This window comes from Shinella granuli, from assembly GCF_004341885.1.
Classification (GTDB): domain Bacteria; phylum Pseudomonadota; class Alphaproteobacteria; order Rhizobiales; family Rhizobiaceae; genus Shinella; species Shinella granuli.
This window is the reverse complement of record NZ_SLVX01000019.1, coordinates 16,603-30,879: the sequence shown is the minus strand read 5'-3', so window position 1 is coordinate 30,879 and position 14,277 is coordinate 16,603. Positions and strand designations below refer to the sequence as shown.

Here is a 14,277-nt window from a genome sequence, read left to right as displayed (position 1 = left end):
ACCCCCGGGAAAAGTGTCAAAAAGTCTCAGTGCGGGGGCTACAATCACTGTTGCAACGAAGCAGCAAAAGACATAGGTTCCGCGCGATTTCAAGACTGGCCGGCGCATGTCCGCCGGTTCCTAGGGGAGCGTTTGGATGAACTCTTATGTGAACATGGGCGTAGGTGCCCTGCTCGGCACCGTTTTCGTACTGATGTCCGTGTCGATCGCTTCTGAAGGCATTTTCCATTCGGGCGCTCCCGAGAAGGAAGGCTTCGCGATCGTGGCCGAGGAAACCGGTGGCGAGGCAGCCGGCGGCGAAGCCGCAGCAACCGTTCCGATCGCCACGTTGCTGGCCACCGCCGATGCGACCGCCGGCGAAACGGCCTTCAAGAAATGTGCGAGCTGTCACACCTCGGAGAAGGGTGGACCGAACAAGGTCGGACCCGGTCTCTGGGACATCGTGAACCGCCCGGTCGCCTCGCATGAGGGCTTCAGCTATTCCGCCGGCATGACCACCTTCTCCGAGGGCCAGAAGGTCGTGTGGGACTACGATCACCTCAGCTACTTCCTGGAAGCGCCGAAGAAGCATGTTCCCGGCACCGCCATGGGCTTTGCCGGCCTGAAGAAGAACGACGAGCGCGCCAACCTGATCGCCTATCTGCGCACGCTTTCCGACAACCCGGCACCGCTGCCGACCGCCTCCAGCGAAGGCGCGGATGCAGGCGCAGCCGCACCGGCCGACGGCGCGACCAGCACCGAGGGTGCGGCTCCCGCTGACGGCGCAGCCACCACGACGGAAGGCGCTGCACCCGCAGAAGGCGGCGCGACGACGACCGAGGGCGCGGCCCCGGCCGAAGGCGGCGCCGCCACCGAGGGCACCACGACGGAACAGCCGGCTCAGTAAGACGCCGGCGCATGGAGACGAAAAACCCGGCCATCGCGCCGGGTTTTTTTTATTGCCGCCGCGAAGAAACAGCTTCACCCCAGCAGCCAGGCCCAGAAGGAGACGGTGAAGACGCCGAGCGCCGTCGTCATGGTGATCGTCGAGGAGGCGAGCGCATGGCCGACGCCGAAATGGTTGGCGAGCAGCCAGGCATTGATGCCCGTCGGCACCGAGGAGCACAGTACCATGGCGGCCGTCCATTCCGGGCTGAGGCCGAGCAGCCGGCAGGCGACATAGACGGAGCCCGGCAGCAGCACGAGCTTGAGGCTGGTCATCGCAAGCGCGATGCCGGCATTGCCGCCGACCTTGTACTTGTTGAGCGCCATGCCGATCGAGATGAGCGCCGCCGGCGCTGCCGCCCCCGCAAGCTGGTCGACCACAACCTTCACGGGCCCGGCGAGCGGCACGCCGCCCGTGTGGAACAGCGCCCCGGCGACAAGGCCGATCACCAGCGGATTGCGCACCAGGCTCCTGCCGATGCCGAGGAGAAGGGTGCCGATACGCTGCGGCTCGCGCGTGCCGTCCTTGCGCTCCGCCCGCTCCATCAGGATCGTGCCGGCGATCATCATGACCGGCAGGTGCACGGAGAGCAGCACGGAGATCGCCACCAACCCCTCCTCGCCGACGATGCGCGAGACCAGCGGCAGGCCGATGAAGACGGTGTTGGCGAAGGCGGAGGAGACGCCGGCGAGCACGCCGATCCGCCGGTCGCGCCCGAAGCCGAGCGTGGCGACAAGGTGTGCCACCGTCCAGGTGAAGGCGACCCCGGCGAAGTAGCCGATCCAGATGCGCAGCGGCGATTCCCCGGCGAAATCGGCCTCCGCGATGGTGCGGAAGAGCAGGACGGGAACGGCCACCCGGAAGACGAACTCCCCCAACCCCTCGCCCAGCGCCTCGCTCAGGTAACCGGTGCGCACGAGCAACCAGCCGATGAAGATCAGCGCGAAGATGGGCAGGACATTGAGGGCGACGTCAGACATGCAACCGTCCGGAAAGCGGAAGAAAAGGCAACAGGACGGCCGCCCTGCGGGCACCATGGGTAGGGCAAAGCAAAAGGAGGGTCCAGCGCCAAAGGGCGGCGCACAAATGAAAAAAGCGAGGGTTATCCCCCCGCTTCCTCATCCCGGCCTGGCCGGGGAAGTGCTTCGCGCGGGTGCCAGTACATCCGTGGTCACCGCGCTTGCGAAACACGACTTTCGTGTCTGACGAGGGTTCTACCGGCCCGCTGTAACAGCGATATGACAGAGACCGTTCGCCCGTGATTTGAAGTCTGCGCCGATATGGTTAACAAAAGGTTAACGCCACGCCGCGGCAAAAATTTTCGCATTCCCGGCGATTGAACGGCGAACCTGAAACGTCTTCCCCCTGGTTCCATGCGCCGCCCCCTTTTCGCCCCTCCCGACGCGCTTCGTCTTTCGATTGACAAGCCGCATCCGGGTCTGGACAGTGGCGGCGGCAACGAGACGGGCAGCGTTAGGAGGACTTCATGTCTATGCGCGCATTCTTCGGTTTCTCGGCACTTCTTCTGGCTGCCGTCGCCTCCCCTCCCCTCCCCGCAGGCGCACAAGAAACGCGCACCGTGGTCACCTCTGAAAACAGCGATTATTTCGGCTTCGACCTGCGCACCGTGCAGGACGTGACGCTCGACCAGTGCAAGACCGACTGCATCGACGACCTGTCCTGCCGTGCCTTCACCTATAATCCCAAGGTGAAATGGTGCTTCCTGAAGAGCGACTTCAACCAGCTCAACCATTTCCAGGGCGCCGTCGCCGGCAAGATCGTGCGCGCCGACAGCGCCGTCGATATCGGCGCGCCGCCGGCCATGGCCTTCATCCGCGACTACATGATGAGCGATGCCCGCTCCTTCCGCGACAACCTGTCGCTTGCCAGCGAGCACACCGGCCAGGGCGCCGAAAGCCTCGCCTCGCTCGGCCGCATCGAGACGGCTTCCAGCCGCTTCGACCAGGCGCTGATCGCCTTCAAGGGCGCGCTTTCGCTTGCGCCCGACGACTACTACCTCTGGATCGAGACCGCCGAATCCATGACGCGCGCCGTCAACAACAGCTATCTCGCCGGCCAGGGCGCGCTTGCGGCGATCAACGCCTACCAGCTCTCGCGCACGACGGAGACCCGCGCCCGGGCGCTCGCCGTTCTCGCCGAGACGCTCGACAAGTCGAGCAATTACCGCGCCGGCATCAATGCCTACAAGGCGAGCCTCGCGCTGAAGGAGGACGTCGCGGTGCGCTCGGCCTATCTCGGCCTTCGTGCCCGCCAGGGCTTCCGCGTCGTCAACCACACGATCGATTCCGACAGCGCGAGCCCACGCGCCTGCGTCGAATTCTCCGAACCGCTCGTCAAGTCCGGCGCCGACTATGCCTCCTTCGTCACGCTCGACGGCGCGGCGCCGAAGGCCGTGGAAGCCAAGGACCGGCAGATCTGCGTCGAGGGCCTCACCCATGGCCAGCGCTACAAGATCGCCTTCCGCCCCGGCCTGCCGTCGGCGGTCGACGAGCCGCTGGAATCGGCCGTCGACCTCGACATCTACGTGCAGGACCGCGCCGCCATGGTGCGCTTCACGGGCGACGGATTCGTGCTGCCGGGAAGCGTGCGCCGCGGCATCCCGATCGTCTCCGTCAACACCGACAGCGCCGACCTGAAGCTCTACCGCGTCGGCGACCGCGCCATTGCCGGACTGCTGTCCGAAAGCCGCTTCCTCACCCAGCTCGACGGCTATTCCGCCAGCCGCATCGAAAACGACAATGGTGAACTGGTCTGGCAGGGTCAGATCGAGATCGCCCGCGACCTCAACAAGGACGTCGTCACCAGCTTCCCGGTCGACGAGGCGCTGCCGGAGCGCAAGCCCGGCGTCTACGTCCTGACCGCCGCCGCCTCGAACGGCCGCTCGAACGAATGGGATGCCAAGGCGACGCAATGGTTCGTCGTCTCGGATGTCGGCCTCACCACCTATGCCGGCACGGACGGGCTCAACGTCTTCGCCCGTTCGCTCGACAGCGCCGACCCGCTCGACGGCGTCGAGCTCCAGCTGATCGCCAAGAACAACGAGGTGCTCGGCACCGCGACGACCGATGCGGACGGCCGCGCGACCTTCACCGCTGGCCTGATGCGTGGCACAGCCGCCAACACGCCCGCCGTGATCCTCGCGAAGAAGGGCACGTCGGACTTCGTCTTCCTCGACATGACGCGCGCCGGCTTCGACCTTTCCGACCGCGGCGTCACCGGCCGCCCGGCGCCGGGCGCCATCGACGTGCTCGCCTGGACGGAGCGCGGCATCTACCGCGCCGGCGAGACGGTGCACGCGACGGCGCTCGCCCGCGACATCGAAGCCAATGCCGTGGAAAAACTGCCGCTCACCTTCGTCTTCAACCGCCCGGACGGCGTGGAAGACCGCCGCATCGTCAGCGACGGCGCCGCGCTCGGCGGCCATGCCGTCGACCTGCCGCTGCAGGAAAACAGCATGCGCGGCACCTGGACCATGCAGATCTTCACCGATCCCAAGGGCACGGCGATCGGCGAAAAGCAGTTCCTCGTCGATGATTTCGTGCCCGACCGCATCGAATTCGACATGACGAGCGAGGCGAAGGTCATCGAGGCCGGCGTTCCCGCCGAAGTGTCGGTCGAGGGTCGCTATCTCTACGGCGCACCGGGCGCCGGCCTTGAAATCGAGGGTGACGTCGCGCTGAAGCCGACGCGCCAGGACGCCGCCTTCCCCGGCTACGTCTTCGGCCTTGCCGACGAGGAAGCGCTCGAAGAGAGCACCACCTCGCTCGAAGACCTCGACGTGCTCGACGACGACGGCAAGGCGACCTTCGAGGTGAACGTCGCCGACCTTCCCTCGACCACCCAGCGCCTCGAAGCGCTGGTCACGCTGCGCATGATGGAGGAAGGCGGCCGCGCCGTCGAACGCAACCTCACCCTGCCGGTCAGGGCGGCCGGCGCGATGATCGGCGTGAAGCCGGAATTTTCGGGCGAGCTTTCGGAAAACAGCGTCGCCAACTTCCATGTCCTCGCCGTGGCGCCGGATGGCTCCAGGCAGGCGATGCAGGGCATGCCCTGGAAGCTGCTCGCCGTCGAGCGGAACTACCAATGGTATCGTGACGGCAGCTCGTGGCGCTACGAGCCGGTGCTCTCGACCAGGCAGATCGCCAACGGCATGGTTGATGCCGGCGCGGATGGCGGGCGCATCTCGGTGCCCGTCACCTGGGGCCGCTACCGCCTCGAAGTGGAAAGCGCCGAGCCGGACGGCCCGGCGACCAGCATCGAGTTCGATGCCGGCTGGTACGTCGCCGCAACCTCGACGGAAACGCCGGACGCACTGGAAATCTCGCTCGACAAGGAAAACTACGCGGTCGGCGACACGGCCAGGCTGAAGATCTCGCCGCGCCATGCCGGCCAGGTGCTGATCACCGTCGGCGCCGAAAGCCTGATCGCCACGAAGACCGCCGCCATCGGCGCCGAGGGCGGCGAGGTGGAAATCCCGATCACCAGGGAATGGGGCCCCGGCTCCTATGTCACCGCGACACTCTTCCGCCCCGGCACGGACCAGGAAAGCCGCATGCCGATGCGCGCCATCGGCATCACCTGGCTGAAGGTCGATCCCGCCGACCGCAAGCTGAACGTCGCGCTCGACGTGCCGGAAAAGACGCTGCCGCGCCAGCCGCTCGACATCGCGCTTGCGATCAACGGTGCGGGCGCGAACGAGGAGGCCTATGTCACGGTCGCCGCCGTCGATGTCGGCATCCTCAACCTCACCCGCTACGAAGCGCCCGATCCGGCCGGCTGGTACTTCGGCCAGCGCCGGCTCGGCATGGAAATCCGCGATCTCTACGGCCGGCTGATCGACGGTTCGCTCGGCGCCACGGGGCGGCTGCGCACCGGCGGCGACGGCGGCGAAGGGGCGCTGTCGGGCAACCCGCCGACAGAAAAGCTCGTCGCCTTCTTCGCCGGTCCCGTGAAGCTGGATGCCGAAGGCAAGGCCAGGGTCAGCTTCGACATCCCGCAGTTCAACGGCACGGCCCGCATCATGGCTGTCGCCTGGACGAAGACCGGCATCGGCAGCGCGTCGAAGGACGTCGTCATCCGCGACCCGGTCGTCGTGACCGCGAGCCTGCCGAAATTCCTCGCCCCCGGGGACCGCGCCGACCTGAGGCTCGACATCGCCAATACCGATGCCCCCGCCGGCGACTACACGGTCGAGGTCACCCACAATGACTCCGTCATGGTCGAGCAGACCGGCGCCGGCCGGACGCTGCGGCTCGAGCCCGGCGGCAAGACGGCGCTCACCCTGCCGCTGATCGGCGGCGAGGCCGGCGACGGCGTCGTGACGGTCAGGCTCTCGAACGACGCCGGCCTGTCGCTGGAACAGGCGCTCAACGTGCCGGTGCGCCCGGCCGCCATGCCGATCACCACGCGCCGGCCGATCGAGATCGCCGCCAATGGCAGCCTGACGATCGACGACCAGCTTCTGGCCGACAGCCAGCTTGCCGGCGCCTCCGTCAGCCTCAACGTTTCTCGCGCCGCGGCCTTCGACATCCCGGCGCTCCTGATGGCGCTCGACCGCTATCCCTACGGCTGCACGGAGCAGACGACCAGCCGCGCGCTGCCGCTGCTCTATCTCAGCGAGCTTTCCAGGCAGTCCGGCCTTGCCGAGGACACGGAAACGCAAAAGCGCGTGCAGGATGCGATCTACCGGGTGCTGGCCAACCAGTCCTCCTCCGGCAGCTTCGGCCTCTGGGGGCCGGGCTACGGCGACCTATGGCTCGATGCCTTCGTCACGGACTTCCTGACGCGGGCCCGCGAGCAGACGTTCGACGTGCCGGAACAGGCCATGCTGCAGGCGCTTTCCAACCTGCAGAACGCGCTTTCCTACGACGTCAACGTCACCAGCCAGGGCAACGAGATCGCCTATGCGCTCTACGTGCTCGCCCGCAACCGCAAGGCCGCGATCAGCGACCTGCGCTACTATGCCGACACGAAGCTCTCGGAATTCTCCTCGCCGCTCTCCCGCGCGCATCTTGCCGCTGCGCTCGGGCTCTACGGCGATGCCCAGCGCTCGATGACGATCTTCTCCAATGCGCTCGGCCTGTCGCGCGACAGCGTGATGAACGCCAGCCTCTCGCGCACTGACTACGGTTCGTCGCTGCGCGATGGCGCCGCGATCCTGGCGCTGGCCGCCGAGGCCCGTCCGGTTCCGACCATCATCCCGGACCTGACGAAGCTGGTCGCCAGGCAGTGGGAGGACAAGCGCTGGACCAGCACGCAGGAACAGACCTGGATGCTGCTCGCCGCCCGTTCCGTGAAGGATGCCGACAAGGGCCTGGCGCTCGAGATCAACGGCACCGCGCATTCGGGCGGCTATGCCGCGCAGATGACGGGCAAGGCGCTGATGGACAACCCTCTGACGGTTGCCAACCGCTCCGGCGAGCCGGTTTCGGCCATGCTGACGACGGTCGCGGCCCCGGCCGATCCGCTGCCGGCCGGCGGCGACGGCTTTGCCATCGAGCGCAGCTACTACACGCTCGACGGCGAGGAGGCGAACGTCTCCGAGGCGACGCAGAACGAGCGCTACGTCGTGGTGCTGAAGGTGACGGAGCACAATGACTGGCCGTCGCGCATCATCATCACCGATCTCCTGCCCGCCGGTTTCGAGATCGACAATCCGAGCCTCGTCGACAGCGCGAAGCTGGCGAATTTCGACTGGATCGGCGAGATCGAGCCGGCCCATACGGAGTTCCGCTACGACCGCTTCGTCGCGGCCTTCAACCGCAGCGCGGGCGACAACCGCGAGGTGACGCTCGCCTATGTCGTGCGCGCCGTGACCCCGGGCACCTACGACCACCCGGCCGCGCAGGTGGAGGACATGTACCGTCCGCAATATTCCGCCCGCACCGCGACCAGCCGCATGCAGGTCGTCAAGGCTGAATAAGGGGCCGGGTAAGGAGACCTCCGATGGCGCTCTGGCGCAAGCTCCTGATCGGCTCCCTCGGCGGGGCGGCGTTCATCGCCGCCCTTGCCGCCGGGCTCGACCATGCCGATCGCGCCTATCCGCCGCCGATCTCGGTGGCGGACACCGTTTCGAAGGAAGTGCTCGACCGGGACGGCCGCCTGCTGCGCGCCTTCGCGACGCCGGACGGGCTCTGGCGGCTGAAGACCACGGCCGCCGATGTCGATCCGCAGTTCCTGCGCATGCTGGTCGCCTATGAGGACCGACGTTTCCACGAGCATGCGGGCATCGACCCGCTGGCGCTGCTGCGCGCCGCCGGGCAGTTCGTCACGAATGGCCGCATCGTCTCCGGCGCCTCCACGCTCTCCATGCAGGTCGCCCGGCTGATCGAGCCGCGCGAGAACCGCTCGATGCTGGCCAAGCTGCGCCAGATGGCCCGCGCCGTCCAGCTCGAACGGCGCCTCTCCAAGGCCGAGATCCTCGATCTCTACCTGACGCTCGCGCCCTATGGCGGCAACCTGGAGGGCGTGCGTGCGGCGAGCCTCGCCTGGTTCGGCAAGGAGCCGAAGCGTCTTTCCGTCGCCGAGGCCGCCCTTCTCGTCGCCCTGCCGCAGCTTCCCGAAAAGCGCCGGCCGGACCGCCACCGCGCCGCCGCGGAAAAGGCGCGCGAGCGCGTGCTTACCCGCCTGGCCGTTTCCGAGGTCATCGGCGAAGGCGAGGCGGAGCGCGCCAGCGCGGAAGCGGTGCCCGACCGCCGCCGCCAGCTTCCCGCCCATGCCGCCCACCTTTCGGAGCTTGCGCTGCGCAAGGATGCCAGGGCGAGCGAACACAGGACGACGCTCGACCGCACCGTGCAGGCCGGGCTGGAGACGGTGGCGCGCGAGGCGGCCGAGCGGCTCGGCCCGAAGGTCTCGATCGCCATGGTTATGGCCGATGCCCGCACCGGCGAAATCCTCGGCGAGGTCGGCTCGGCGGACTATTTCGACGGCAGCCGCGCCGGCTGGATCGACATGACGCGCATCCGCCGCTCGCCCGGCTCGGCGCTGAAACCCTTCATCTATGGCCTCGCCTTCGAGGAAGGCCTCGTCGCGCAGGAAACCATCGTCGAGGACCGGCCGGCCGATTTTTCCGGCTACCGGCCGCGCAATTTCGACATGACCTACCAGGGGGACGTCAGCGTGCGCAAGGCGCTGCAACTGTCGCTGAACGTGCCTGCCGTGCGCCTCCTGGAGGCGGTCGGCCCGACGCGGCTGATGGTGCGCTTCCGCCGCGCCGAGGTGCATCCCGAACTGCCGCCGGGCGAAACGCCCGGCCTTGCCATCGGCCTTGGCGGCGTCGGCATCACGCTGCGCGATCTCACCCAGCTCTATGCGGCGCTTGCCAATCGCGGCATGCCGGTGCGTCTCGGCGACGGCATCGTGCGCGATGCGGCGGTGATGACGGGCGATCCGCTGCTCGATCCTGTCGCCGTCTGGCATGTCTCGGATGCGCTCTCCGGCGTCACGCCGCCGACCGGCAGCCGCCGCCTCGGCATCGCCTACAAGACCGGCACGAGCTACGGCTATCGCGATGCCTGGTCCGTCGGCTATGACGGCCGCCATGTGCTGGGCGTCTGGGTCGGCCGGGCCGACAACGGCGCCGTGCCGGGCCTCACCGGCTACGGCGCCGCCGCGCCCATCCTGTTCGAAGCCTTCGCCCGGTCCGGCCTCGCCATCACCGCGCTGCCGCGGGCACCGGCCGGCGCGGTGCGCATTGCGCAATCCGAGCTTCCGGCGAGCCTCCGCCGTTTCTCGACCACTGCAAGCGGCCTCGTCGCCACGACGGCGCGCGAGCCGGCGCCGGAGATCGTCTATCCGCCGGAAGGCGCCCATGTGGAACTCGGCGCGACGACGGGCGCGGCCATCTCGCCGCTCGTGCTCAAGCTCCAGGGCGGCCGCGCGCCCTTCCGCTGGCTCGCCAACGGCAAGGTCCTGCCCGATGCCTCGCGCCGGCGCACGACGCAGTGGATGCCGGAGGGCGCCGGTTTCTCGACGCTGACCGTCATCGACGCCGCCGGGCGGGCGGCGAGTGTCAGGGTGTTCATCGAGTAGCGGAGCCGGCTGCCCCTCATCCGCCTGCCGGCACCTTCTCCTTGGCTGCGGAGCGAAGGGGTTATGCCGCGCCGTTTCCTCAAACAACAGCCGTTCGTGTGGCACGTCCCATCTCCCCGCTTGCGGGGAAAGGGTTAGGGTGAGGGGCAAAGCCAGAGCTGCAACGTCACCGGAACATTACCTCGCCGTATCCGCCGGCACCCACCCCGCCTTGCGCTTCTCCAGAAATGCCGCGATCCCTTCCACCGCTTCCGGCGTTTCCCAGGTATCGGCCAGCCGCGTCAGCGTCATCTCGATGACCTTCTCGTCGATCGGCGAAGCGAGCGCATGCGCAAGGGCCTTCGTCGCGGCAACCGCCTCGGGAGACGTCACGAAATAGGGGGCGATCTCCGCCTCGACCGCCTCGTCCAGCGAGTCGGGCGCCACGACGCGGCTCAAGAGCCCGATGCCCCGCGCCGTCGCCGCGTCGAACAGGCGGGCGGACGTCGCAAGGCGCAGGAAGGCGGCAGGGCCGATACGGGCGGCGACATAGGGGCTGATCGTCGCCGGGATGAGGCCGAGGCGGGTTTCCGTCAGGCCGAAGCGCGCGCCCTCCGCGGCGATCGCCGCATCACAGACACTGACGAGGCCGACGCCGCCGCCATAGGCCTGGCCGTTGACCCGGGCGACGAGCGGCTTCGGCAGGTCGCGCAGCGCCTTCAGCATCAGGGCGAGCCGGCGCGCCTCGACGATCCGCTCTTCGCGCGTGGCGGCGATCTGCTCCTTCATCCAGTTGAGATCGCCGCCGGCGCAGAAACTCTCGCCCTCGCCCGTCAGCACGACGAGGCGCACCGCCCTGTCCTCGCCGAGGAGGCCCGCAACGGCCGTCAGTTCACGGATCATCAGGCCGGACAGCGCATTGTGCTGCGCATGGCGGCGCAGCGTCAGCGCGGCCACGCCGCGCCGGTCGACGGATACGGAAATCGTCTCGAAGTTCATGGCTTCACCTCCTCGCTCCTTGAGAGCGCAAAATGTCAGGCGATCTTGCCGGTGATCCGACGCGCGAAAGCGGCGGCTGACGCCAGCTTCTCCCGGTCGAGCCCCGTCTTAAAACCCTCCGCCGCCAGCATGTCGGCCACGGCCAGCGTATCCACATTGCCGCGCGCGCCCGGCGCATAGGGGCAGCCGCCGAGCCCGCCGACCGAGGCATCGAAGACGGCGAGCCCATGATCGAGCGCGACGCGGATATTGTCGAGCGCCATCCCGCCCGTATCGTGGAAATGGCCGGCGAGCCTCTGCGGCGCGGCGACGGCAGTTACGACGGCCAGCATGGCCGCCACCTCTTCCGGGCGGGCGCGGCCGATCGTGTCGCCGAGGCTCACCTCATGGCAGCCGAGGTCCAGCAATTGCCGGGTCACCCGCGCCACGGCGGAGGGTTCCACCGGCCCGTCATAGGGGCACTGCACGACGCAACTGACATAGCCGCGCAGCGGAATGCCGTCCGCCTTCGCCGCTTCCGCGACCGGCCGGGCACGCTCGATGCTCTCGGCGATCGAGCAGTTGAGGTTGGCCCGCGAAAAGCCTTCGGAAGCGGAGAGGAAGACGGCGACCTCATCGACACCGGCGGTCTTCGCCGCCTCGTAACCCTTCATGTTGGGCACCAGCGCCGCATAGGAAACACCGGGCCTTCGCGCGATGCCGGCCATCACCTCGGCCCCGTCGGCAAGCTGCGGCACCCATTTCGGGCTGACGAAGCTCGTCGCCTCGATGCGCCGGAAGCCGCAGTCCGACAGGCGATCGATCAGCGCGATCTTGTCGGCGGCGGGGATGATCGCCTTCTCGTTCTGCAGGCCGTCGCGGGCGGCCATCTCGACGATCTCGACGCGCCGGCTCATGCGGCCTCCTCCGGCTCCAGCGCCAAAAGCAGGGCGCCTTCGGCCACCTGGTCGCCTGCGGCGACGGGCACCGCGGCCACCACGCCATCGCGCGGGGCAGCCAGCACCAGCTCCATCTTCATCGCCTCCATGGTCACCAGCGCATCGCCGCGCGCGACGCGCGCGCCCGGCGCGACAGAGACGATGCGCACGAGCCCCGGCATGGGGGCCGAGAGCCGGTCGCCGCCCGCCGCCGCCTCGCCCTGATGACCGGCCTCCTGCGTGATCGCGAAGGCATGGCCGTGACCGGCGAAGAAGACGGCGATATCGGCGCCTTTCCGGTGGATCGTCGCGGGCAGGAGATGCCCATCGAAATCCGCCTGGACGGCACGGCCATCCGCCGATTGCACGCGGATATCCGTTGCCATGCCGTCATGGTCGATGCGGAAGCGATCCTTGCCAAGCGCGGTGACACGCAAGGCATGTTCCACGCCGCCATGATCGAGAAAGACGGTCTGGGCCGCATTCCCCCATAGGCGGAAACCACGGACATGACCCCACGGATCCGGATCGGCCGGCGCGTCGAGAAAGCCGAGCGCCGAGAGGGCGGCGAGCGCAAAGACCTCTTCGGAGGCATCCGGATCGGCCAGCAACGCCTCGCCGGCCCGGCCGATGAGGCCGGTATCGACATCGCCCGCGGCAAAGGCCGGCAGGCGGCAGAGGCGGGCGAGAAAACCGGCATTGGTCGTCAGTCCGCCGACGCGGCAGGCGGCGAGCGCCGCTTCGAGCCGCGCCAGCGCCTCCTTGCGGTCGCGGCCATGGGTGATCACCTTGGCGATCATCGGGTCGTAATAGGGGGTGATGATGTCGCCCGCGCGTACACCCGAATCGATGCGGGCTTCGCCCGGCAGCTCGAAGACGGTGAGGCGACCGGTCGCCGGCAGGAAGTCGCGGGCCGGATTTTCCGCATAGAGCCGGGCCTCGAAGGCCCAGCCGTCGATGACAAGGTCCTCCTGCCGCTTCGGCAGGGGTTCGCCGGCGGCGACGCGCAACTGCCATTCCACGAGGTCGAGGCCGGTGATGGCCTCCGTCACCGGATGCTCGACCTGCAGGCGCGTGTTCATTTCCATGAAGTAGAAACGGTCCTGCCGCAGCCCTTCGGAGACGTCGGCGATGAATTCGACGGTGCCGGCGCCGCTGTAGCCGGTGGCCGCCGCCGCGCGTACCGCGGCCGCGCCCATCACGGCCCGCATCTCCGCCGTCATGCCGGGCGCCGGCGCTTCCTCGATGACCTTCTGGTGCCGGCGCTGGAGCGAGCAGTCACGTTCGAAGAGATGCACGACATTGCCGTGCCCGTCGCCGAAGACCTGGACCTCGATATGGCGGGGTTTTGCCATGTATTTTTCGACGAGCACGCGGCCGTCGCCGAAGGCGCTTTCGGCCTCGCGCCGGGCGCTTTCGAGCGCAGCGGTAAAATCGGCGGGCCGCTCCACCCGCCGCATGCCCTTGCCGCCGCCGCCGGCGCGGGCCTTGATCAGCACCGGATAGCCGATCACCGCCGCCTCGCCAGCGAGGAAATCGGCCTCCTGCCGTTCGCCGTGATAGCCCGGCACGACCGGCACGCCGGCCTTCTCCATCAGCGCCTTGGCGGCGTCCTTCAGCCCCATGGCGCGGATGGCGTTTGCCGAGGGGCCGATGAAGACGAGGCCAGCCGCCTCCACCGCCTCGACGAAATCGGGGTTCTCCGAGAGGAAGCCGTAGCCGGGATGCACCGCCTCCGCGCCGCTCGCCTTGGCAGCCGCGATGATGGCGGGGATGTCCAGGTAGCTTTTCGCCGCTTCCGCCGGACCGATGCGGACCGCCTCGTCGGCCATCGCGACATGCAGGGCCTGCCGGTCGGCGTCGGAATAGACGGCGACCGTCGCAACGCCCATGCGGCGGGCGGTGCGGATGACGCGGCAGGCGATTTCGCCGCGGTTGGCGATGAGGATCTTTCTGAACATCCTGCCTCCGGCAAAATGGATAGGGAGACGCGGGACCTGGGTCCCGCGCGTTATTGTGCCGCGATGGCCTCGACTTCGAGCAGCCATTTCTCATCGAAGATCGCGCAGATGACGACGCTCATCGCCGGGGCGATGGCGCCGAGATATTCGCTGCGGATCTCGCGGTTGGCGGTCGCGTGGTGCCGGTCGGAGAGAAACGTCGTCACCTTGACGAGGTCGGCCTTGGACATGCCCGCCGCCTTAAGCTGCGCATCGATGTTGCGCCAGACGAGCCGCGCCTGTTCCTCGAACGTTTCCGGCACCTTGTCGTCGTCCGACACGGGAATCTGGCCGCTGATGAACAGCAGCTTCTTGAAATCCTCGATCTTGACGGCCTGCGAATAACCGCCGCGCGGGGTGGGGGCGTTCTTGGCATTGATGGTTTCGCGGTTCATGGCATTCCCTC

8 protein-coding genes are annotated in these 14,277 nt (G+C 68.1%); 3 read left to right on the top strand and 5 right to left on the bottom strand.

Going from position 1 to position 14,277, the window contains the following annotated elements:
• The first annotated feature begins 136 nt into the window (after window positions 1–136).
• The gene (locus EV665_RS23445; protein WP_133035928.1) at window positions 137–886 is read left to right on the top strand and encodes a c-type cytochrome; all 750 of its coding nucleotides are present in this window, start codon (window positions 137–139) and stop codon (window positions 884–886) included.
• Between the two features lie 74 nt (window positions 887–960).
• Here EV665_RS23445 and EV665_RS23440 read toward each other — a convergent pair whose 3' ends face one another.
• Entirely contained in the window at window positions 961–1,905 is a 945-nt protein-coding gene (locus tag EV665_RS23440) for an AEC family transporter (RefSeq protein ID WP_133035927.1), read from the bottom strand.
• A 512-nt stretch (window positions 1,906–2,417) separates the two neighbouring features.
• Here EV665_RS23440 and EV665_RS23435 point away from each other — a divergent pair.
• Both EV665_RS23435 and pbpC read left to right on the top strand, forming a co-directional pair.
• On the top strand, window positions 2,418–7,868 hold the full coding sequence (locus EV665_RS23435) for an alpha-2-macroglobulin family protein (protein WP_133035980.1): 5,451 nt from the start codon (window positions 2,418–2,420) through the stop codon (window positions 7,866–7,868).
• 23 nt (window positions 7,869–7,891) lie between these two features.
• Window positions 7,892–9,976: a penicillin-binding protein 1C gene (gene pbpC / locus EV665_RS23430; protein WP_133035926.1), complete on the top strand. Its 2,085-nt coding sequence runs from the start codon at window positions 7,892–7,894 to the stop codon at window positions 9,974–9,976.
• 177 nt (window positions 9,977–10,153) lie between these two features.
• On the opposite strand, the gene EV665_RS23425 is transcribed toward pbpC, so the two are convergent.
• The 4 genes from EV665_RS23425 to EV665_RS23410 are packed head-to-tail and all read right to left on the bottom strand — an operon-like array spanning window position 10,154 to window position 14,266.
• Window positions 10,154–10,954, bottom strand: a complete 801-nt coding sequence (locus EV665_RS23425) for a crotonase/enoyl-CoA hydratase family protein (RefSeq protein ID WP_133035925.1) — start codon at window positions 10,952–10,954, stop codon at window positions 10,154–10,156.
• Between the two features lie 35 nt (window positions 10,955–10,989).
• Window positions 10,990–11,850: a hydroxymethylglutaryl-CoA lyase gene (locus EV665_RS23420; RefSeq protein ID WP_133035924.1), complete on the bottom strand. Its 861-nt coding sequence runs from the start codon at window positions 11,848–11,850 to the stop codon at window positions 10,990–10,992.
• The gene (locus EV665_RS23415) at window positions 11,847–13,832 is read right to left on the bottom strand and encodes an acetyl/propionyl/methylcrotonyl-CoA carboxylase subunit alpha (protein ID WP_133035923.1); all 1,986 of its coding nucleotides are present in this window, start codon (window positions 13,830–13,832) and stop codon (window positions 11,847–11,849) included. Before EV665_RS23415 ends, EV665_RS23420 begins: the two co-directional genes overlap by 4 nt.
• A 50-nt stretch (window positions 13,833–13,882) precedes the next feature.
• Window positions 13,883–14,266: a RidA family protein gene (locus EV665_RS23410; protein WP_064328794.1), complete on the bottom strand. Its 384-nt coding sequence runs from the start codon at window positions 14,264–14,266 to the stop codon at window positions 13,883–13,885.
• Window positions 14,267–14,277: the final 11 nt, after the last annotated feature.

Excerpts from the sequence above, each read along its gene's own strand:
- EV665_RS23445 (WP_133035928.1), top strand. The coding sequence starts at position 137 with ATGAACTCTTATGTGAACATGGGCGTAGGTGCCCTGCTCGGCACCGTT.
- EV665_RS23440 (WP_133035927.1), bottom strand. The coding sequence starts at position 1,905 with ATGTCTGACGTCGCCCTCAATGTCCTGCCCATCTTCGCGCTGATCTTC.
- EV665_RS23435 (WP_133035980.1), top strand. The coding sequence starts at position 2,418 with ATGCGCGCATTCTTCGGTTTCTCGGCACTTCTTCTGGCTGCCGTCGCC.
- pbpC (WP_133035926.1), top strand. The coding sequence starts at position 7,892 with ATGGCGCTCTGGCGCAAGCTCCTGATCGGCTCCCTCGGCGGGGCGGCG.
- EV665_RS23425 (WP_133035925.1), bottom strand. The coding sequence starts at position 10,954 with ATGAACTTCGAGACGATTTCCGTATCCGTCGACCGGCGCGGCGTGGCC.
- EV665_RS23420 (WP_133035924.1), bottom strand. The coding sequence starts at position 11,850 with ATGAGCCGGCGCGTCGAGATCGTCGAGATGGCCGCCCGCGACGGCCTG.
- EV665_RS23415 (WP_133035923.1), bottom strand. The coding sequence starts at position 13,832 with ATGTTCAGAAAGATCCTCATCGCCAACCGCGGCGAAATCGCCTGCCGC.
- EV665_RS23410 (WP_064328794.1), bottom strand. The coding sequence starts at position 14,266 with ATGAACCGCGAAACCATCAATGCCAAGAACGCCCCCACCCCGCGCGGC.